The organism is Blautia sp. 2227st1_G12_2227SCRN_220401 (genome assembly GCF_039062885.1).
GTDB lineage: Bacteria > Bacillota > Clostridia > Lachnospirales > Lachnospiraceae > Blautia_A > Blautia_A fusiformis.
Window position 1 is genome coordinate 87,091 of record NZ_JBCLNI010000011.1, and the last position, 20,383, is coordinate 107,473.

The following is a 20,383-nucleotide window of genomic DNA, read 5'->3' on the forward strand; positions in this document are numbered from 1 at the left end:
GATATAGACGAAATACACGAAGAGGAAGGAGAGCTACTTATTATGGCAGATAAAATTATTGAAAACAATCAGGTATCCGTTATGGGACGGATCGCTACGGGGTTTACTTTCAGCCATCAGGTCTTTGGAGAAGGATTTTACATGATGGATATCCTGGTAAAACGTCTCAGCGATTCGGAGGACAGGATCCCGGTGATGGTGTCTGAGCGGCTGATCGATATCACACAGGATTATGTGGGAGAATATATCGAGATCCACGGACAGTTCCGATCCTATAACCGTCATGAAGAAAAGAGAAACCGGCTTGTGCTTTCAGTCTTTGCCCGGGAAGTGAAGTTTGTGGGGGAGGAAGAAGAAACTGTGCCGGTCAATCAGATCTTTCTGGACGGATATATCTGTAAACCGCCTGTATACAGAAAAACACCGTTGGGAAGAGAGATCGCAGATCTTCTGATGGCAGTTAATCGACCTTACGGAAAATCCGATTACATACCATGTATATGCTGGGGAAGAAATGCCAGATATGCTTCTGCTTTTGAAGTAGGCGGGCATGTACTGATCTGGGGCAGGATCCAGAGCAGGGAGTACATGAAACGGATTAGTGAAAACGAAACAGAAAAAAGGATTGCCTATGAAGTTTCGGTGAGTAAATTGGAATATGTTGAGTAACATTGGATATATTTTGGAATAGTGGTGAGAACATTAAGGTAACACTTGCATTTCCAGCCAATCTGCGGTAATATTAAAAAAATCAGAAAAATGGGGGAATTACCGGTTTCACTAACAGTAAGAGGAAAAATCATGGAAAGAGAAATAACAGAGGTTTATTGCGGGAACGGGAAAGGAAAGACAACTCTGGCTGTAGGCCAGGGGCTGCGCTTTGCTACACAGGGAAAAAGTGTGATCATCATACAGTTCCTCAAGGGCAGGGAACGCAGAGAACTGGATTTCCTTGAGGAACTGGATAATTTTGATTTCAAGATTTTCCGTTTCGAAAAAATGGACACCTGCTATAATGACCTAAGTGAGCAGGAAAAGGCAGAAGAGAGAACCAATATTCTCAATGGCCTTAATTTCGCACGGAAGGTAATTGCTACCAGAGAGTGTGATTTTCTGCTGCTGGATGAGATCCTCGGGCTTATGGATAAAGGAATCGCTCCAGTTGAGACGATCATCGATATGCTTAAGCAGAAGGATGAAAGTATGCATATAATTATGACCGGACGCTGGCTTCCGGATGCTTTGAAGCCCTATGTGGATAGTATTACCACGATAACAACAGAGCTGACTGACCAGGAACGGGAATAAGCAATATTTCACAGAAGAAAGAAGGAGGAAGACAAATGGCAATTTTTAAAGGAACAGGCGTTGCAATCGTAACACCTATGTATGAAGACGGTAAAGTGAATTTTGAGAAACTTGAGGAGATCCTTGAGGATCAGATCGCGAACAGCACAGACGCCATCGTTATCTGTGGAACAACAGGAGAATCTTCTACTCTGACACACGGAGAGCATCTTCAGACAATTAAGTTCACAATTGATAAAGTTAACAAACGTGTGCCTGTTATCGCAGGAACAGGTTCCAATTGTACAGAGACAGCGATCATGATGTCCAAGGAAGCAGCTTCCTATGGCGCAGACGCTCTTCTTATTGTAACACCTTACTATAACAAGGCTACACAGAAGGGTCTTATCGCTCACTACACAGCAATTGCCAATGCAGTTCCGGAAACTCCGCTCATCATGTACAACGTACCGAGCCGTACAGGCTGCAACATCCAGCCGGCTACAGCAGCTTACCTTGCGAAGAATGTAAAGAACATTGTCGGAATCAAGGAAGCAACAGGAGATCTTTCCCAGATCGCCAAGATGATGTCTCTGGCAGACGGACAGCTTGAGCTTTACTCCGGAAATGATGATCAGGTACTTCCGATTCTTTCTCTTGGCGGACTTGGAGTTATTTCCGTACTTTCCAACGTTGCACCGAAGTTTACACATGACATGGTCATGAAATATTTCGACGGCGACACCAAGGGAGCAACAGAGGATCAGCTGAAAGCTCTTCCGCTGATCAATGCGCTGTTCAGCGAAGTAAACCCGATTCCTGTTAAGACGGCTATGAACCTTATGGGAATGAACGTAGGGCCGCTTCGTATGCCGCTCTGCGAGATGGAAGAGGACACAAAGGCAGCTCTTGCAAAAGAGATCGAGAAATTCGGCCTTAAGCTTGCTAAATGATCTGACTGTAAGCGAAAGGTAAAGGAGAATATACTATGGTAAAAATCATCATGCACGGCTGCAACGGACATATGGGCCAGGTCATCAGCGGCATTGTGGAGAAAGATCCGGATGCTGAGATCGTAGCAGGTATTGATATTGCAGATCAGGGAAAAAACAGCTATCCGGTATTCACCGATATTGACGCATGTCAGGTAGAGGCAGATGCGATCATTGATTTTTCTTCCGCAAAGGCAACAGACAAGCTTCTTGAGTACAGCGCGGCACGCCAGATCCCGGTTGTTCTGTGCAGTACCGGTTTAAGCCAGGAGCAGCTTGCAAAAGTGGAAGAAACATCCCGAAAGGTAGCAGTGCTGAAATCCGCAAACATGTCTCTTGGTATCAACACACTTCTGAAGCTGGTTCAGGACGCAGCCAGGGTTCTTGCAGCTGCAGGCTTTGATATGGAGATCGTAGAGAAGCATCACCGCCTGAAATTAGACGCACCAAGTGGTACTGCACTTGCGCTGGCAGACAGCATTAATGAAGCTATGGATAATCAGTATCATTATGTATATGACCGCAGCCAGAAACGTGAAAAACGCGATGATAAGGAGATCGGTATCTCCGCAGTTCGCGGCGGAACTATCGTAGGTGAGCATGAGATAATTTTTGCAGGTCAGGACGAAGTGATCGAGTTCAAGCATACTGCATATTCCAAGGCTATTTTTGGAAAAGGTGCTGTAGAAGCAGCCAAATTCCTTGCAGGCAAACCGGCAGGACGTTATGATATGAGTGACGTGATCGGCTGATCCTGACAGATTGAGCCGCAACAGAATAAAATTACAGGTAATACAGATGGGGTTCGTGTAAGATCGGACCCCGTCTTTTTTTGATGAAATTGCGGTTTTTGAAATTTTTCCCAGAATAGGATAGCGGAAAAAGTGCCATATTAGGAATACAGAATTTTTTAGAAAAAGGAGAAGATCATATGAAAAAATGGAAGGCGATTCTTTTTGGTACTTTGCTTACCCTGTCTCTGTGTACATTTACAGCCTGCGGCACAGAGGTAAACAATGCGGATGAAACAGTGGATGAAAAAGATAAAAATACGAAGGATAAGGAAAAAGATACAAACGAAAATACTGCCGCAGAAGATGAAACTATGGAAGAAAAAGCAGACAATGACGGTGTGAAGGACAATGGAGAGAGCATTAAGGATTCCGGCACGGATAACAATGAGATGTCCGATGGAAATATTACCGTGACGCCTGCAGGAAATGGAAATAACGGGACAGCAGCACCCGGAGCTGCGGATGCTGACAGAAACGAAAATGACGGAACTGTATCCGGTGAGCTGGGTGACAGTGTAAAGGACCTTGGCGACGGCGTAGGTAATGCAGTGGATGATATCGGAAACGCAGTGGGAAATGCGGTAGAAGGAAGGTAACAGATATTTTACCACAGCATTGCATAAAACTGTTTCAGATGCTATTATCAGTGCATGGAAAGAAGATGGAGGATAGGATTATGAAATTCAGACCATGCATTGATATACATAACGGAAAAGTAAAACAGATCGTAGGAGGAAGCCTGAAGGATCAGGGGGATCAGGCGGCAGAAAATTTTGTGTCAGAGCAGGATGCGGCATTCTATGCAGAGCTTTATAAGAAGGCAGGATTAAAGGGTGGTCATGTGATCCTTCTGAACGGAAAGGATTCCCCGAACTATGAAGCAACGAAAGTCCAGGCACTTCAGGCTCTGGGAAAATATCCCGGAGGGCTTCAGATCGGAGGCGGCATCTGCCCGGAGAATGCGGCAGAATATCTGGGGGCTGGCGCCAGCCATGTGATCGTAACCTCCTATGTGTTTAAAAACGGAGTGATCTCCTGGGAAAATCTGGAGAAGATCCGTGATGCTGCAGGGAAAGAACATCTTGTACTTGACCTGAGCTGTCGCAAAAAAGATGGCAAATATTATATTGTCACAGACCGATGGCAGAAATTTACAGAAGAGATCGTGACACCGGAGCTGATGGAAAGGCTTGGAAGCTTCTGCGACGAATTTCTGGTCCATGCAGTGGATGTGGAAGGAAAGGCCCGAGGTGTGGAAACAGAGCTTGCAAAGCTTCTGGGACAGTATACAGCTCATCCGGTGACCTATGCAGGCGGTGTGGGTTCTATGGCAGATATTGAAGAGCTTCGAAAAGCAGGTCAGGGCAGACTGGATGTGACTGTTGGCAGTGCTTTGGATATTTTTGGCGGAAGTATACCCTTTGAAGCTCTGGCTAAAATGAAATAGTATATACAAATAGTGAAGTAGATGCTTTTGTCCCATCAATCTTCTGGCACTGGTGTGCAGATATACATTTGTAATGAATTAATTAGATGAAATACTCTAATAGTTGCGCATTCACGACAAAAAAAACATTTTGAAGGAATATATCGAATAAATTTGGAAAAAATTTATGAAATTTTTGAAAAGTGATGTTAAAATTCAATTTAATATGTTATAATAGCAACATAAAACAGCAAAGGGGATGGAAGTCATGAAATTTATTATTAGTGGAAAGAATATAGCAGTAACCGAAGGACTTAAAACAGCTGTTGAGGACAAGCTTGGTAAACTTGAAAGGTATTTCACTCCTGAAACTGAGATTTCAGTAACCTTAAGCGTTGAGAAGGATCGCCAGAAGATCGAGGTAACGATCCCTGTGAAAGGTAACATTATTCGTTCCGAGCAGGTAAGCAATGATATGTATGTATCCATCGATCTGGTTGAAGAGGTAATTGAGCGTCAGCTTCGTAAATACAAGAACAAGATCGTTGACAAGCAGCAGGAATCCACAAACTTCCAGAAGGCATACCTTGATAAGGATTATGAAGAGGATGAGGAAGTTAAGATCATCCGTACCAAGAAATTCGGGATCAAACCAATGTATCCGGAAGATGCATGCGTACAGATGGAGCTTCTCGGACATAATTTCTTTGTATTCTTTAATGCTGAGACAGAGCAGGTTAACGTAGTTTATAAACGTAAAGGAAATACTTACGGACTGATCGAACCAGAGTTCTGATAGGGAATTTTATTATCACAACTGAATATTGAATGGAAGGCTCCGGGAATCTGTGTGAGAAATCGGCAGGTTTCCGGAGCCTTTTATGTCACAGCAAAATCAGGCTTCTTTTCTGTTGCAAGCAATAGGGGAGAATTATATAATGAAGACATATGCGAAAGGAGAAAGGAAAAAGAAGCTTCCTGTGGTGATCTTAAGTGTAGCTCTTGGTATGACCATGATACCGGCTACCTGTATGGCAGCGGAATTTAACAGTGGTGACACCATAAAAGAACAGACTGTGGAGGACCTGGAACTGAGTTCCGGAGAAAACAATACAAAGGATTCCCAAAAGTCAGAAATACAATGGACAGGATTTAAATGGGACAGCTATTCCCAGGCAGAGATAACGCTTACGTCAGCCGTTAACGGCGTCTGCTATTATAAATGGGCAGAGCGAGGGGAAGACGGAAATCCCCAGGTGCCTCAGATCGAGACCGGAAATACCGTGAATGATGAGGTTTTGATCAGTGAGGATGAAGAGTTCGGGATCACACTTGCAGACCTGGATACAGACCAGGCAGTTGATCTGTATATCCAGATTGAGGATGAGAATGGGAAATTAAGTGATCTGAAGCGGATGGAGCTGGATCAGGACAGCCGCCCGGCGAAAAAAACAGATTCTGCAAAAAAACATAAAGCATCCAAACCAAAGGCAGAGGACAGTACGGTAGAGGGGCTGGATTCTCCTCTGGAATTCTACCCGGATACATTTTATGATTTTAAGGTTATCGGTGCCGGTACCGATAATGAGGATCCGGAAAACGGAGACATTAAGTGGGTGCCTGTTTATTGGAGTACATCTGCGAATCCGAATTCCAACCGGATCCGAAGCACCTGGAAGATCGGTTCCAAGGAAGGAATCGACCAGGAGGGAACTTTTAATCTGTATGTTTTCTTCCGCAAATATACCTGCAGGGATTCCAAATGGCAGTCTACGGATAAGATACAGTCTGTACAGTACAAGTTTCAGTCAGCCCCACTTTCTGAAAAATAATACTGTGTGGAGTGCGAATATCTCCTTGACATAACAAATATGTAACTCACGGAGAAAAGGAGGAAGGTAAATGAAGAAAAAAGTTCTGGCACTTTTTTTAAGTGCCGCGCTTTGTGTGACGGTGTTTCCGGCAACCGGTATGGCTGCAGAGTTTGGCAGCGGTGATGCAGAAATCACAGAAAATGCTGGGGACAGCCAGGAGATGTTTTCCGCAGAGGAAACTACAGAGTCTATGGGAGAGACTGAGCAGCCTGCAGAAGACAGTGAGGATATTTCTGAGGAAATGGTGGATAACTCTTCCGATGCAACCATGGAAGATGTGGAAAACGAGGAAAATGCGGAGAACAGCGAGGATGCTTTCGGCGGAGCTGAGGAAGGAGTTTCAGAAGAGATCTCCAGTGAGGATGATCCGGAAGTATTATTGACAGAACTGATACCTGAAGAAGCAGGAGACAGTATAGAAGAAAACGCAGAAGCTATGTCAGCGTCAGCTCCAGAGCTGACAGTGACACCGACAGCGGGTCCGGAACCGACAGTGACACCGACAGCGGGTCCGGAGCTGACAGTGACACCGACAGTGGATCCTGAACTGACAGTGACACCAACACCGGTGCCAAAAATAAACGTAAAATGGACCGGAGAAAAATGGGTAAGCCGCAGTTCTGTAAATGTGACACTTAAAGTTGATGCAAACGGAGCCTGCTACTACAAAGCTGTAGCGAGAAAAAAGGACGGAACATCTGATGTTCCGAGGGTCGACACGGGAAACTCTCGTGTGGCGGTTACTGCAAACAGAAGCTTTGTGATATATCTTAAGAATCTGGATACAGAGAAAGAATTTGATCTGTATCTTAAGGTATTGGGTTCAGACGGAAGAACCAGCAATCTGAAAAAATTAAAGTTGAATTACAGGGGAACCCGCCCGAGATATGATGTGACGCCGACACCAGCCTATACACCTTATATACCGGATGTTAAAGATAGTTTTGTAAGAGGTTTGGATTCTCCGCTGAAATTTACTCCGAATAAATATTATAATTTTACCGTGACCGGTGCGGGAACTACAAATTCAAATCCCGGGCCTGGAGATGTGAAGTGGATGCCGGTTTACTGGAGTACTTCACCAAATCCAACCGATAACAGGAAGAATACTACTTGGCGGATCGGATCTGCCAAAGGAATAAACAAAGCCGCAACTTATAACATGTATATCTTTTTCCAGAAGTATGTTTATCAGAAATCTGAATGGAAAAAGACTGATGAAGTACAGTCAGCCGTATACCAGTTCCGGTCCGCGGCCTTAACAACTGTAAAGCTCACCACTCCCGGGCTATCCGGCACTTCCAACAGCCCTGCCGGCATCGTCTTCAAATGGAAAAAAGCTGCAAATGCTTCCGGCTATAAGATCTATCGAAGGACCGGAAACAGCAGCAAGTGGGTCAATATCGCTACCGTAAGCGGAAGCAATACGCTGGTCTACACAGACGGATCAGTAAAAGCAGGAACCATGTATACTTATACAGTCCGCGCATACAAGGGCTCTGCTTTAAGTGCTTACAACAAAAACGGCAGCCGGATCGTCCGCCTGACAGCTCCTGTGCAGTACAAACCGTCCAGCAAGGCTTCCGGGAAGCTGACTGTCCGCTGGAAAAAAGCAGCTGGCGCTTCCGGCTATCAGATCCAGTATGCGGCCTCAAGGTCCATGAGAGGGTCCAGGACAGTGTCCGCCAGTGCACTGACCCGAACACTTTCCGGTTTGAAAAAGGGAAGCACTTATTATGTTCGTATCCGTGCATACAAAAAAGTGAGCGGAAAGACATATTACGGTGCCTGGAGCAGTGTGAAAAATGTAAAAGTAAGAAAATAAGATCTGTAATATCCCGCGGGATCCTCGAAAACAGGATCCTATGCGGGATATTTTCTGTTGTTCCTGACATGATTTGTTAAATAATTGTTCATTGTTTTTATAACAGGAAAGTGGTAGAATATATACCATATGTGATCCAGTATAACGGATATCAACAGAGAACTGGAATGATCCAAAATTGGACAGATCAGAGACAGCAGTCTTATTCGAATAAAATGATTGGAGCAGAAACATGAATGTTTTTTCAAAAGTATTTGGAACCCGCAGCCAGCGTGAGGTAAAACGTATCATGCCGCTGGTTGAAAAAACCGAGAGCTATCAGTCTCAGATGCAGCAGCTTACGGATGAGCAGTTACGAGACAAGACAAGAGAATATAAGAAACGTCTTGCAGAAGGTGCAACACTGGATGATCTTCTTCCGGAGGCATTTGCCACCGTACGTGAGGCAGCCAAGCGTGTACTTGGAATGGAGCATTACCGTGTACAGATCATCGGTGGTATCATCCTTCACCAGGGCCGTATCGCCGAGATGAAAACAGGTGAAGGTAAAACTCTTGTTTCCACACTTCCTGCATATCTGAATGCCCTTGAGGGAAAAGGTGTCCACATCGTAACCGTCAACGACTACCTGGCAAAACGAGATGCTGAGTGGATGGGTAAGGTTCACGAGTTCCTTGGCCTGACTGTAGGCGTGGTACTTAACGACATGAAGCCGGAAGAGCGTCGTGCGGCATACGGATGTGACATCACATACGTAACAAACAACGAACTTGGATTTGATTATCTTCGTGACAACATGGTCATCTATAAAGAACAGCTTGTTCAGAGAGATCTTCACTACTGTATCATTGATGAGATCGACTCTGTCCTGATCGATGAGGCACGTACACCTCTGATCATTTCCGGACAGAGCGGCAAGTCCACCAAGCTTTATGAGGTGTGCGATATCCTTGCACAGCAGCTGGAGCGTGGTGAGGCCAGCCATGAGATGACCAAGATGGCAGCCATCATGGGTGAGGAGGTTATCGAGACCGGTGACTTCGTTGTAAATGAGAAAGATAAGATCGTCAACCTTACCGAGCAGGGTATCAAGAAGGTTGAGAAATTCTTTAATATCGAGAACCTGGCAGATCCGGAAAACCTGGAGATCCAGCACAACATCATCCTTGCACTTCGTGCACATAATCTGATGCACAAGGATCAGGATTATGTTGTAAAAGATGACGAGATCCTGATCGTTGATGAGTTTACCGGTCGTATCATGCCGGGCCGTCGTTACTCCGATGGTCTTCATCAGGCGATCGAGGCGAAAGAGCATGTGAAGGTTAAGAGAGAGAGCAAGACTCTTGCAACCATTACCTTCCAGAACTTTTTCAACAAATATGACAAAAAAGGCGGTATGACAGGTACAGCCCTCACCGAGGAAAAAGAGTTCCGTGATATCTACGGCATGGACGTTGTAGAGATCCCGACCAACCGTGTAGTACAGCGTAAAGACCTTGACGATGCTGTTTACATGACAAAGAAAGAGAAATTCAACGCCGTTGTAGAGGCAGTTAAGGAAGCTCACGCAAAACATCAGCCGGTACTGGTTGGTACGATCACCATCGAGACTTCCGAGCTTCTCAGCAGAATGCTGAAGAGAGAGGGAATCCCCCACAATGTATTGAATGCCAAGTTCCATGAGCTTGAGGCTGAGATCGTAGCTCAGGCAGGACAGGCAGATGCCGTTACCATCGCGACCAACATGGCAGGCCGTGGTACCGATATCAAGCTTGACGATGTGGCAAGAGAGGCCGGCGGTCTGAAGATCATCGGTACCGAGCGTCATGAGTCAAGACGTATCGATAACCAGCTCCGTGGACGTTCCGGACGACAGGGAGATCCGGGTGAATCCCGTTTCTACATTTCCCTTGAGGATGACCTGATGCGTCTGTTCGGTTCCGAGAGACTGATGAAGGTGTTCACATCCCTTGGTGTTGAGGAGAATGAGCAGATCGAGCACAAGATGCTTTCCAATGCCATCGAGAAAGCCCAGGAGAAGATCGAGTTCAACAACTTCGGTATCCGTAAAAACCTTCTCGACTATGACCAGGTTAACAATGAGCAGAGAGAGATCATCTATGAGGAGCGCCGCCAGGTACTTGACGGTGAGAATATGCGTGATGCCATCTATAAGATGATCACAGATATCGTAGACAGCATGACAGACATGTGCTTTTCCGATGACATGGATTCTTCTGAGTGGGATCTTAATGAGTTCAACACTGCGATCACTCCGATCATCCCGATCCACCCGCTGACCGCAGAGAAGGTAAAAGGCCATAAGAAAGATGAGATTAAGCACATTGTGAAGGAAGAGGCTGTGAAGCTTTATGAAGCGAAGGAGGCTGAGTTCCCGGAACCGGAACAGCTTCGTGAGCTTGAGCGAGTTGTCCTTCTGAAATGCATCGACAGCAAATGGATGGATCACATCGATGATATGGAAATGCTCCGTCAGGGTATCGGTCTGATGGCATACGGCCAGAGAGATCCGGTTGTTGAGTACAAGATGAACGCATTCGAGATGTTTAACAGCATGATCAGCTCCATTCAGGAAGACACTGTACGTATGCTGTATCATGTTCATGTGGAGCAGAAGATCGAGCGTGAGCAGGTTGCTAAGGTAACCGGCACAAACAAAGATGACAGCGCAGGCCCGAAGAAACCGGTTCAGCGAAAAGAAGATAAAGTATACCCGAATGATCCATGCCCATGCGGAAGCGGCAAGAAATACAAACAGTGCTGCGGACGTAAGGCTGCCAAGATCTGAGAATAAAGATAAAAATAGTCTCACCCGGATGATGCGGTGGGGCTATTTTTGTATAAGAACAGAGAAAGGATGTGGTTGTATGGCAGTTATAAAAACAGCAATTCTTCAAACACACGTATATAAGGAAAAGTCCCGTAACATCACTCAGGCAGCAGAAATTCTTTTCCGCCCGGAGCTGCAGGGAACCGACCTGGCAGTCCTGCCCGAAATGTTCTGTTGTCCCTACGAGAACAAATACTTCCCGGAGTACGCGGAACCAGAGAGAGGAGACACCTGGAAAAAATGTTCTAGGCTGGCAGCAGAACGTGGGATTTATCTTGTAGCCGGAAGCATGCCGGAACGGGACGAAGCCGGTCATATTTACAACACATCCTATGTTTTTGATAGAAACGGGCATCAGATCGGGAAACACCGGAAGATGCATCTTTTTGACATTGATGTAAAAGGCGGCCAGTATTTTAAAGAATCCGATACTCTGACACCGGGAGATCAGGTGACAGTTTTTGACACAGAATTCGGAAAGATGGGCCTTTGCATCTGCTACGATTTCCGTTTCCCGGAACTTGCCAGGCTGATGGTGGACCAGGGCGCAGAGGTGATCATCGTGCCGGCAGCTTTTAACATGACAACAGGCCCGCTTCACTGGGAGCTGATGTTCCGCCAGAGAGCCGTGGATAATCAGGTATACACCATCGGGGCCGCCCCCGCCAGAGATCTGAACGCCGGATACCATTCCTGGGGCCATTCCATTACCACAGACCCCTGGGGAAAAGTCCTCATGGAAATGGAAGAAAAGCCGGATGTGAAGATAGTGGAACTGGATCTGAACGAGGTAAAAAAGGTCCGAGAGCAGCTACCGCTTCTGAAGCACAGACGGCGGGATATTTATTAAACAGGATATTAACAGTAGAAAATTCCCAGTGCCTATGATACTATTTGGATAAGAAAGTATATCAGACAATAGCTGCTTATGTAAAAGGAGGAAGAAGGCGTATGAAATATTTTCATATTAAGAGAAATCTGGCACTTTTTATGACGGCTGCGATGGTTATGACAGGAACGCCGGTTATTGCAGGTGCGCAGGAATATGAAGGAGGGGAAGCTTTTGCGGAGACTGCAGATGCAGACTTCACAGGAGAAGCAAAAAGTTCAGAAGAGGTGGCAGATTTTTCGGAGGGCCCAGAAACTGCCGAGGAGCCTGAAAGCGCAGAGAAACCAGAAACTATAGAGGAGCCTGAAAGCACAGAGATGCCAGAAAACGCAGAGGGACTGGAGCAGCAGGAAGCAGGAAGTGAAGAAACCGATACTTACGATCAGCAGGAAACAGAAGCTGTAGATACGCTGGAAGAAGCGGATACAGAGAAACCTGAAGAATTTACGAAAAGATTGGAAACAGATTTTGACTCCGGGGAGGAGGACTCCGCAGCTGGATCGGATCTGGACAGTGCTTTGGAGAACATAAAAGAGATTTCAGCGGATACGGAGATCACGATACCGGCAGTCCAGGATCCTACTATGAGGGACTTTTTTTTCACTTTTACTCCTTCCCAAAGTGGTTTTTATCATGCAGAAACACCTCTGGGGGTATATGGACCGGATATTGTCAGACCGTATATGCTTAATGGATATCATGTATATGAAACTATTGGTTCCCTTCAGAGCTATCAGCCATATCTCAAAAAGGGACAGAAATATACGTTAGAAGTATCAAGCTTTTTGGACGGTGGAGGTACATTTAGTATCCATCTCACCAAGACAGGAAATTATGATGCGTATCTGTATGCAGGCAGATCGCAGAGTGGGGATGTTACCTGGACTTTTGACGGAACCAGACTGACTGTTTCAACAACAGAAAGAAAAATTTCCTATACAGGACCTTTTATTGGAAGTTACTGTTTTGGACAGAATGCAAAAGTGAAGGAAGTTGTCATTGAAGAAGGACCGGTGGAAATCGAGGATGAGAGCAAATTTTTTGCCGGAGACTATTTCACAGAACTGGAAAAGATAGAGCTTCCGGCATCGCTTGCCGTGATCGGAAGTGAATTTTTAAAAGATGCTGCGAATCTTAAAACCGTTACCGTGCCGGCCAGCTCTTCCCTGAAAAATATTAAAGAGGGTGCTTTTGCAAACACGCCATATTATGCTTCTCTGACAGGGGAATACGGCATGCTTGGAAATGTAGTCCTGAAATATCAGGGGAAAAATGCCTCCACAACAGTTCCATCAAATACAAAAGCCATCGCAGGAAAAGCCATGGCTTCCTGCAAAACCCTGAAGAGTGTTATCATTCCGAAATCCGTAGAGAATATCGGAGATTATGCATTTCAATCAGATACAGCGCTGGAGAAGGTGGTTTTAAATGAAGGACTGAAAACTATCGGGGGTGCTGCATTTATAGGCTGTGATTCTCTCCACGAGATCACGATCCCAAAAAGCGTCACACTGATCCAGCCATATGCCATTGGTTATTCTCATTATAATTATGTGGATTCCGATGAAAAAGATCCATATGCGATCGGGCAGAAATACGATGATCCAAACCATATCGTGATCAACTGCTGGTATAATTCACAGGGATATGTGTATGCAAAAAGTGATGGATTTCCGTATAAGCTGCTGGACAAGAAAGATATTGGAAATTCCGAGATCGCATGGGCAGATTTTGCACAGTCTCCAACCACTGGAAATACGAAGGTTACTGCCACGGTATATTTCGCTGGCAATAAACTGAAAGCAGGCACCGATTACACCTGTAAGGTGGAATATCTTTCAAACAGAAGAATTAAAGTTACGATAACCGGAAAAGGAAGTTATTCCGGAACCATGAGCGAGACGATCTATGATGAATATTATCATGAAACAAAACCGGTTCCGCTGGCAAAAGGGAAAACATTCACATCAGGAACATCTAAATATAAAGTAACCGGTAATCGTGTTGTAACATATATAGGAACCACAAATAAAAATGCAACAAAGATCACAATTGGAAACACAGTCACATACAAGAAGGTAACATACAAAATTACCTCCGTTTACACAAAATCTCTCAGAAAGAATACAAAAGTAAGCCAGATTTCCATTGGAAATAATGTTACAGCCATTGGAACTTCCGCATTTGAAGGATGTACAGCACTGAAAAGCGTTACCATTGGAACCGGTGTTACTTCCATTGGAAAAGATGCGTTCAGAGGATGCAAAAAAGCTTCGGCGATCACGATCAGATCAACAAAACTGAAAGCTGTAGGAGCAAACGCATTCAGAGGAATCTACGCAAAAGCAAAGATCAGAGTACCTTCCTCAAAATTAAAAGCTTATCAGAAGCTTCTGAAAAACAAAGGCCAGGGATCAAAAGTGAAGATCAGCAGGTAAACAGCTTTTCATTGTAATTTCCATGCCCATATGGTATTGTATAAGACAGGCAGGAAATCCTGTATCAATATATAGAAAGAAGGTGAAGCTGTGGTTGAGTTAGATCAGTTCAAGAGTATTCTTGCAACATACACAGAGCCATTAGTGGAAGTGAGGGATTCACTTTGACCTCGCTAACAAAGAGCAGAAGGTCGAAGAATTAGAGCGCGAGATGGAGGCGCCTGATTTCTGGGATAATGCGGAAGCATCCCAGATGAAGATGAAACAGTTAAAGAGTCTCAAGGACGATATTGAGACATACCATAATCTGGAAACGCAGATGGAAGATATGGAAACCATGATCGAGATGGGATATGAGGAGAATGATCCTGAGATCGTCCCTGAGATCCAGGAAATGCTGGACGAGTTCCAAGCAAGCTTTGACAGCATCCGTGTGAAGACACTTCTTTCCGGAGAGTACGACGGAGAGAACGCCATCATTAAGCTGAACGCAGGAGCCGGCGGAACAGAGGCCTGCGACTGGTGCGGAATGCTTTATCGTATGTACAGCAGATGGGCGGAGAAGAAAGGCTTTGCGCTGGAGGTCCTGGATTACCTTGACGGTGATGAGGCCGGTGTGAAATCCGTAACCTTCCAGGTGAACGGAGAGAACGCCTACGGTTATCTGAAATCCGAGAAGGGTGTTCATCGTCTTGTACGTATTTCTCCGTTTAATGCAGCAGGAAAGAGACAGACCTCTTTTGTATCCTGCGATGTTATGCCGGATATCAAGAAGGATCTGGATGTTGAGATCAATGATGACGATATCCGTATCGATACCTACCGAAGCAGTGGTGCCGGTGGACAGCATATCAACAAGACATCCTCTGCGATCCGTATCACCCATTTCCCGACAGGAATCGTGGTACAGTGCCAGAATGAACGTTCTCAGCACATGAACAAGGACAAGGCCATGCAGATGCTGAAGGCCAAGCTGTATCTGCTGAAACAGCAGGAAGCCGAGGAGAAGCTTTCCGGCATTCGAGGCGAAGTGACAGATATCGGCTGGGGAAACCAGATCCGTTCCTATGTCCTGCAGCCATACACCATGGTAAAAGACCATAGAACCAATGAAGAAACCGGTAATGTTGACGCAGTTCTGGACGGTGGTATTGACATTTTTATCAATGCATACCTGAAATGGATCGCGCTGGCGAAAAAGAAAGAATAACATTACTGTCACGGAACCCCATAAAGACAGAGAAAAGGACTCCGCAGGCAAAAAAGCGCTTGTGGAGTTTCTTTTATTATGATAATATATCTCTTGTACAAAAACAGTTGTCTTTATGAAACGGACAGGAGGCTGCTGGCCACAATGTGAACAGCAGTTAGAGAGGTTGCTATGCAGAAACAGGTTGAAAAGAAAAAATACTATGTAGTAAGAGAACGGGCAGTGCCGGAGGTACTTCTCAAGGTGGTTGAGGCCAAGAGACTGCTGGAATCCAAACGGGTGGCTACTGTTCAGGAAGCTGCTGAAAGGACCGGGATCAGCCGCAGTTCTTTTTACAAATATAAGGACGATATTTTTCCTTTCCACGAGGAGACCAAGGGAAAGACCATCACCTTTATCATTCAGATGGACGATGAGCCGGGGCTTTTATCAATGGTGCTGCAGACGATTGCCCGTTTTCACGGTAATATCCTGACCATACATCAGAGTATTCCCATTAACGGAGTCGCAACGCTGACGCTGAGCGTTGACATCCTTCCGGGAGAAGGCGACGCAGAGGCTATGGTGGAGGATATTGAGCAGAGAGACGGTATACACTATTTGAAAATTTTAGGCAGGGAGTAAGCATATGATAAACATAGCAGTATTAGGCTACGGTACAGTAGGAAGCGGAGTTGTTGAAGTCATCAACACCAATCATGAGAGCATTAACAAGAGAGCTGGAGATGAGATTAACATCAAGTACGTTCTTGATTTAAGAGATTTTCCGGGAGATCCGGTTGAGAAAGTTCTGGTTCATGATTATGAAGTGATCGTAAACGATCCGGAGGTAGATATTGTTGTTGAGGTTATGGGCGGGATCGAGCCGGCTTATACCTTTGTAAAAAGAGCGCTTCAGGCAGGAAAGAGCGTAAGCACATCCAATAAGGCTCTGGTAGCCAAGCATGGTTCCGAGCTCATGGAGATCGCAAAAGAAAAAAATATCAACTTCCTTTTTGAGGCAAGCTGCGGCGGCGGTATCCCGATCATCCGCGCACTGAATTCTTCACTGACAGCAGATGAGATCGATGAGATCACAGGAATCCTTAACGGAACCACCAACTACATGCTTTACAAGATGAGCACAGAGAACTGTGATTTTGATACGGTTCTGAAGGAAGCTCAGGCAAAGGGCTATGCAGAGGCAGATCCGACTGCAGACGTAGGAGGTGCTGACGCATGCCGTAAGATCGCCATCCTTTCTTCACTTGCATACGGAAAATTCCTGAATTACGAGGATATTTATACAGAAGGAATCACAAAGATCACACCGGCAGATATGGAATATGCAAAAGAGCTTGGCATGACTATCAAGCTTCTTGCCACAAGCCGCAGGATCGGAGATTCTTTCTATGCAATGGTAGCGCCGTTCCTGGTAGGCCAGAGTAGCCCGCTTTACAGTGTAAATGATGTGTTTAATGCAGTATTTGTGCATGGAAATGTTCTCGGAGATGCCATGTTCTACGGAAGCGGAGCAGGTAAGCTTCCGACTGCAAGTGCAGTAGTTGCAGATGTTGTGGATGAAGCAAAGCATCTCCACAGAAATATCATGACAAACTGGAGCAGCTATGCCCTGAAGCTTATGGATATGGATGAAGTTGAGGGACGTTTCTTCGTACGTGTGTCTGATACTACTATGGATGAAGTGGAAAAAGCTTTTGGTGATGTACAGACCATCGAGCCGGATGACCTTCCGGACGAATTCGGATTTATCACACCGGTGATGAAGCAGGCTGAATATTATGAGAAGATCAGCAAGCTCACCGGAAAAGTACTGGCAATGATCCGTGTAAAGGATTGATGCCGAAGGGAAGAAAAGAACATGTTGATTGTAAAAAAATTCGGCGGTACTTCTGTGGCAAACAAAGAGCGTATCTTTAATGTTGCCAGAAGATGTATCGAAGATTACAAAAAAGGAAACGACGTGGTGGTCGTGCTTTCTGCAATGGGTAAGTATACCGATGAGCTGATCACCATGGCAAAGGATATCAATGATAAACCTCCGAAACGTGAGATGGATATGCTTTTTACCATCGGAGAGCAGATGTCAGTGGCACTGATGTCCATGGCTATGGACAGTCTGGGAGTACCGGCTGTTTCTCTGAACGCTTTTCAGGTAGCTATGCACACAACAAGTGCACATGGCAGCGCACGCCTGAAAAAGATCGAGGCGGCACGTATCCGCAGAGAGCTGGATAACCGCAGGATCGTTGTGGTCACAGGCTTCCAGGGCATTGATAAATATAATGACTATACCACACTTGGACGTGGCGGTTCTGATACCACAGCCGTAGCTCTTGCGGCAGCGCTTCATGCAGATGCCTGTGAGATCTATACCGATGTGGACGGTGTTTATACCGCTGACCCGCGTAAAGTTCCGAATGCCCGCAAGCTTAAGGAGATCACTTACGATGAAATGCTGGATCTGGCAACTCTGGGTGCGGGAGTGCTTCATAACCGTTCTGTGGAGATGGCAAAGAAATACGGCGTGCCGCTGGTGGTACGTTCCAGTCTCAACAACAGCGAAGGAACTGTGGTAAAGGAGGAAGTAACAGTGGAGAGAATGCTGATCAGCGGTGTTGCTCTGGATACAGATGCAGTACGTATTGCTGTGATCGGACTTAAAGATTCACCAGGAGTGGCATTTAAGCTTTTTGATACCCTGGCTAAGAAAAATATCAATGTGGATATGATCCTTCAGTCTATCGGCCGTGCCGGAACCAAGGACATTTCCTTTACTGTTGATAAAAATGATCTGGACGATGCAATGGGTGTTCTGGAAGCTAACCAGGCACGCATCGCCTATTCTGAGCTTCATGCGGAGAAAAACATTGCCAAGCTTTCTATTGTAGGAGCAGGTATGATGAGCAATCCGGGTGTTGCTGCAAAAATGTTCGAAAGCCTTTACAATGAGGGTGTGAACATCAATATGATCGCAACATCTGAGATCCGTGTGACGGTTCTCATTAACGAGAAAGATGGCGTACGTGCCATGAATGCGGTACATGATGCGTTTAATCTTGCAGACTAAACAGATGTGAAATATGAGAATATGATATATCTGAAGTAAAAAATGACGGGGCGGAGGCTTGGATGAGTCTCCGCCTTCTATAACGAAGGGATACAGAATTATGAGAAAAAATCTGAAGGGCTGTAAGAAGCTGGCAGGGGAAACTCTGGCCGGTAATTTTACGGTCCCTGTGATCGGGAGTATTGCGGTTGCGGCGATGAGCGCAGTTTCAAGCTATATTTCCACAGCACTTTTTCCGGGAGATTCCCTGTATGCGATCATTGGAGGAGAGGTATTCAGCTTTGTCCTTTCTCTGGTGATTTGTATTTTTTCTGCAGGACTTTACCGGATCTATCTGAATATTTCCAGAAGGGAAGCCTACTCTTTCGGAGACCTTCTGTACTTTTTCAGCCATCAGCCGGATCATGTGATCGTGGCATCCTTTGTGCTGGCATTGATCAATCTGGTGACATCACTTCCACTGGCGTGGTTTTCTTTTACAAGCAATATGGGAAATACAACGGAGGAGCAGATGAACTGGGCAGTAACTTACATGCTGCTCACACTTCTCGGGTTCGCGCTGAACCTGCTGGCAGCTATGCCGTTCACCATGAGCTATTACATCCTGTCCGATAATTCGGACATAAAAGGAGTGCAGGCACTGAAAGCCAGTGCAAAGCTTATGAAGGGACATTACTGGGAATATATGAAAATGCTCTTAAGTTTTGTTCCGTGGATCATTTTTTCCATATTTACATTGTATCTGGCACTGATCTGGCTGGTGCCTTATATAGAAACCTGTATGGCAGTTTTCTATCGGAATATTTCCGGAGAGTTTGATGAACCTCCGGTGGATCATTATCCTCCGGTAACTCCGATCCCGCAGTTCCCTGATGAAACCGAAGCCTGATCACCTTCCGGAGGATGTTTTCCCTTTCCGGGAGGATGCTTGAAACGCAGGTGATGCCCTTTCCGGGGGGATGCTTGAAACGCAGGTGATGCCCTTTCCGGGGGATGCTTGAGACGCAGGTACTTTCCCTTTCAGGGGGACCATTTTGGCATGGGCAGGTACGAGGGGGAAAGCACTCAAAGTTGCGAAGCCCGCTTTTCCCCCTCGAGCTCCCCCCTTTCCGGGCACGCAGCAGCTGCAGGCTGTGGGAATATGTGAAGATATTGGAGGGGCGATGGATTCTACTACGTTGGCTGTGGAAGGTTGAGCCGATTTATGCTGACGTAAATATATTGGCGAAGCCTGTTCCTGAATAACAGCAATACACCACAATCCAGAGAACAGGCCCGCTACGCAGTCCACTTTCCCATTCATCCAGAAGCAACAAACAGTGCAGAAGTAATAATCAGCGCCGAAGCAATAAACAGTGCAGAAGCAATAATCGGCTCAGCCTGTTACTGCCAGTGCAGCAGAATACAGTGCCGAAGCAATAATCGGCTCAGCCTGCTACTGCCAGTGCAGCAGAATACAGTGCAGAAGCAATAATCGGCTCAGTCTGCTACTGCCAGTGCAGCAGAATACAAGACAGAAGCAATAATCGGCTCAGCCTGTCACTGCCGATACAGCAGAATACAGGACTGAGCCGATACACTTACACATTCCACAACGCATCACAGCGGCGTGGCCAGGAGGGGAAGAGCGCGAGAAGGGGAGACGGCCCAATGCCATTTAGTTAGAACATAGTATTCCAAAAGATTGCAATGTATGGTAAAAAAGAATTATACATTGCAATCTT

General features: G+C 45.7%; 17 protein-coding genes. All 17 read left to right on the forward strand.

What is annotated here, in order from left to right; translation table 11 throughout:
• The first annotated feature begins 42 nt into the window (after nt 1–42).
• The 17 genes from ABCM67_RS07715 to ABCM67_RS07795 all read left to right on the forward strand — a co-directional run bounded on the left by ABCM67_RS07715 (nt 43) and on the right by ABCM67_RS07795 (nt 19,548).
• The gene (locus ABCM67_RS07715) at nt 43–669 is read left to right on the forward strand and encodes a single-stranded DNA-binding protein (RefSeq protein ID WP_015526248.1); all 627 of its coding nucleotides are present in this window, start codon (nt 43–45) and stop codon (nt 667–669) included.
• 132 nt (nt 670–801) lie between these two features.
• Nucleotides 802–1,308, forward strand: a complete 507-nt coding sequence (locus tag ABCM67_RS07720; protein WP_022427335.1) for a cob(I)yrinic acid a,c-diamide adenosyltransferase — start codon at nt 802–804, stop codon at nt 1,306–1,308.
• A 35-nt stretch (nt 1,309–1,343) separates the two neighbouring features.
• Entirely contained in the window at nt 1,344–2,240 is an 897-nt protein-coding gene (dapA, locus tag ABCM67_RS07725; protein WP_147602677.1) for a 4-hydroxy-tetrahydrodipicolinate synthase, read from the forward strand.
• A 35-nt stretch (nt 2,241–2,275) separates the two neighbouring features.
• A complete protein-coding gene (gene dapB, locus ABCM67_RS07730) occupies nt 2,276–3,031 on the forward strand; it encodes a 4-hydroxy-tetrahydrodipicolinate reductase (RefSeq protein ID WP_021652686.1) in 756 nt (251 codons plus the stop codon).
• A 179-nt stretch (nt 3,032–3,210) separates the two neighbouring features.
• A complete protein-coding gene (locus ABCM67_RS07735) occupies nt 3,211–3,669 on the forward strand; it encodes a hypothetical protein (protein ID WP_021652687.1) in 459 nt (152 codons plus the stop codon).
• Between the two features lie 80 nt (nt 3,670–3,749).
• Nucleotides 3,750–4,520: a phosphoribosylformimino-5-aminoimidazole carboxamide ribotide isomerase gene (hisA, locus tag ABCM67_RS07740; protein WP_173758936.1), complete on the forward strand. Its 771-nt coding sequence runs from the start codon at nt 3,750–3,752 to the stop codon at nt 4,518–4,520.
• Nucleotides 4,521–4,767: 247 nt separating this feature from the next.
• Nucleotides 4,768–5,295 carry a ribosome-associated translation inhibitor RaiA gene (gene raiA, locus ABCM67_RS07745; RefSeq protein ID WP_015526242.1) on the forward strand — a complete coding sequence of 176 codons (528 nt, stop codon included), beginning with the start codon at nt 4,768–4,770 and terminating at the stop codon, nt 5,293–5,295.
• Nucleotides 5,296–5,437: 142 nt separating this feature from the next.
• Complete coding sequence (locus ABCM67_RS07750) at nt 5,438–6,331, forward strand: hypothetical protein (RefSeq protein ID WP_147602674.1); 894 nt, start codon at nt 5,438–5,440, stop codon at nt 6,329–6,331.
• Nucleotides 6,332–6,401: 70 nt separating this feature from the next.
• On the forward strand, nt 6,402–8,198 hold the full coding sequence (locus ABCM67_RS07755; RefSeq protein WP_147602673.1) for a fibronectin type III domain-containing protein: 1,797 nt from the start codon (nt 6,402–6,404) through the stop codon (nt 8,196–8,198).
• Between the two features lie 232 nt (nt 8,199–8,430).
• A complete protein-coding gene (gene secA, locus ABCM67_RS07760; RefSeq protein ID WP_021652694.1) occupies nt 8,431–11,010 on the forward strand; it encodes a preprotein translocase subunit SecA in 2,580 nt (859 codons plus the stop codon).
• 79 nt (nt 11,011–11,089) lie between these two features.
• Nucleotides 11,090–11,902, forward strand: a complete 813-nt coding sequence (locus tag ABCM67_RS07765; RefSeq protein ID WP_147602672.1) for a carbon-nitrogen hydrolase family protein — start codon at nt 11,090–11,092, stop codon at nt 11,900–11,902.
• A gap of 101 nt (nt 11,903–12,003) precedes the next feature.
• A complete protein-coding gene (locus tag ABCM67_RS07770; protein WP_342992713.1) occupies nt 12,004–14,379 on the forward strand; it encodes a leucine-rich repeat protein in 2,376 nt (791 codons plus the stop codon).
• A 90-nt stretch (nt 14,380–14,469) separates the two neighbouring features.
• Nucleotides 14,470–15,589 (forward strand): peptide chain release factor 2 gene (gene prfB / locus ABCM67_RS07775; RefSeq protein WP_110104007.1). Its coding sequence is split into 2 segments (ribosomal slippage): nt 14,470–14,544 and nt 14,546–15,589, totalling 1,119 coding nucleotides; the frame shifts between segments, so codons are not numbered across the junction.
• Nucleotides 15,590–15,760: 171 nt separating this feature from the next.
• The gene (locus ABCM67_RS07780; RefSeq protein WP_059086691.1) at nt 15,761–16,213 is read left to right on the forward strand and encodes an ACT domain-containing protein; all 453 of its coding nucleotides are present in this window, start codon (nt 15,761–15,763) and stop codon (nt 16,211–16,213) included.
• A gap of 4 nt (nt 16,214–16,217) precedes the next feature.
• The gene (locus ABCM67_RS07785; RefSeq protein WP_021652697.1) at nt 16,218–17,429 is read left to right on the forward strand and encodes a homoserine dehydrogenase; all 1,212 of its coding nucleotides are present in this window, start codon (nt 16,218–16,220) and stop codon (nt 17,427–17,429) included.
• A 21-nt stretch (nt 17,430–17,450) separates the two neighbouring features.
• Nucleotides 17,451–18,659, forward strand: a complete 1,209-nt coding sequence (locus ABCM67_RS07790) for an aspartate kinase (RefSeq protein WP_022427327.1) — start codon at nt 17,451–17,453, stop codon at nt 18,657–18,659.
• Between the two features lie 100 nt (nt 18,660–18,759).
• A complete protein-coding gene (locus ABCM67_RS07795) occupies nt 18,760–19,548 on the forward strand; it encodes a DUF975 family protein (protein ID WP_147602669.1) in 789 nt (262 codons plus the stop codon).
• Nucleotides 19,549–20,383: the final 835 nt, after the last annotated feature.

What these genes read in the sequence shown, in the direction of transcription:
- ABCM67_RS07715 (WP_015526248.1), top strand. Translation starts at nt 43, where the DNA reads ATGGCAGATAAAATTATTGAAAACAATCAGGTATCCGTTATGGGACGG.
- ABCM67_RS07720 (WP_022427335.1), top strand. Translation starts at nt 802, where the DNA reads ATGGAAAGAGAAATAACAGAGGTTTATTGCGGGAACGGGAAAGGAAAG.
- dapA (WP_147602677.1), top strand. Translation starts at nt 1,344, where the DNA reads ATGGCAATTTTTAAAGGAACAGGCGTTGCAATCGTAACACCTATGTAT.
- dapB (WP_021652686.1), top strand. Translation starts at nt 2,276, where the DNA reads ATGGTAAAAATCATCATGCACGGCTGCAACGGACATATGGGCCAGGTC.
- ABCM67_RS07735 (WP_021652687.1), top strand. Translation starts at nt 3,211, where the DNA reads ATGAAAAAATGGAAGGCGATTCTTTTTGGTACTTTGCTTACCCTGTCT.
- hisA (WP_173758936.1), top strand. Translation starts at nt 3,750, where the DNA reads ATGAAATTCAGACCATGCATTGATATACATAACGGAAAAGTAAAACAG.
- raiA (WP_015526242.1), top strand. Translation starts at nt 4,768, where the DNA reads ATGAAATTTATTATTAGTGGAAAGAATATAGCAGTAACCGAAGGACTT.
- ABCM67_RS07750 (WP_147602674.1), top strand. Translation starts at nt 5,438, where the DNA reads ATGAAGACATATGCGAAAGGAGAAAGGAAAAAGAAGCTTCCTGTGGTG.
- ABCM67_RS07755 (WP_147602673.1), top strand. Translation starts at nt 6,402, where the DNA reads ATGAAGAAAAAAGTTCTGGCACTTTTTTTAAGTGCCGCGCTTTGTGTG.
- secA (WP_021652694.1), top strand. Translation starts at nt 8,431, where the DNA reads ATGAATGTTTTTTCAAAAGTATTTGGAACCCGCAGCCAGCGTGAGGTA.
- ABCM67_RS07765 (WP_147602672.1), top strand. Translation starts at nt 11,090, where the DNA reads ATGGCAGTTATAAAAACAGCAATTCTTCAAACACACGTATATAAGGAA.
- ABCM67_RS07770 (WP_342992713.1), top strand. Translation starts at nt 12,004, where the DNA reads ATGAAATATTTTCATATTAAGAGAAATCTGGCACTTTTTATGACGGCT.
- ABCM67_RS07780 (WP_059086691.1), top strand. Translation starts at nt 15,761, where the DNA reads ATGCAGAAACAGGTTGAAAAGAAAAAATACTATGTAGTAAGAGAACGG.
- ABCM67_RS07785 (WP_021652697.1), top strand. Translation starts at nt 16,218, where the DNA reads ATGATAAACATAGCAGTATTAGGCTACGGTACAGTAGGAAGCGGAGTT.
- ABCM67_RS07790 (WP_022427327.1), top strand. Translation starts at nt 17,451, where the DNA reads ATGTTGATTGTAAAAAAATTCGGCGGTACTTCTGTGGCAAACAAAGAG.
- ABCM67_RS07795 (WP_147602669.1), top strand. Translation starts at nt 18,760, where the DNA reads ATGAGAAAAAATCTGAAGGGCTGTAAGAAGCTGGCAGGGGAAACTCTG.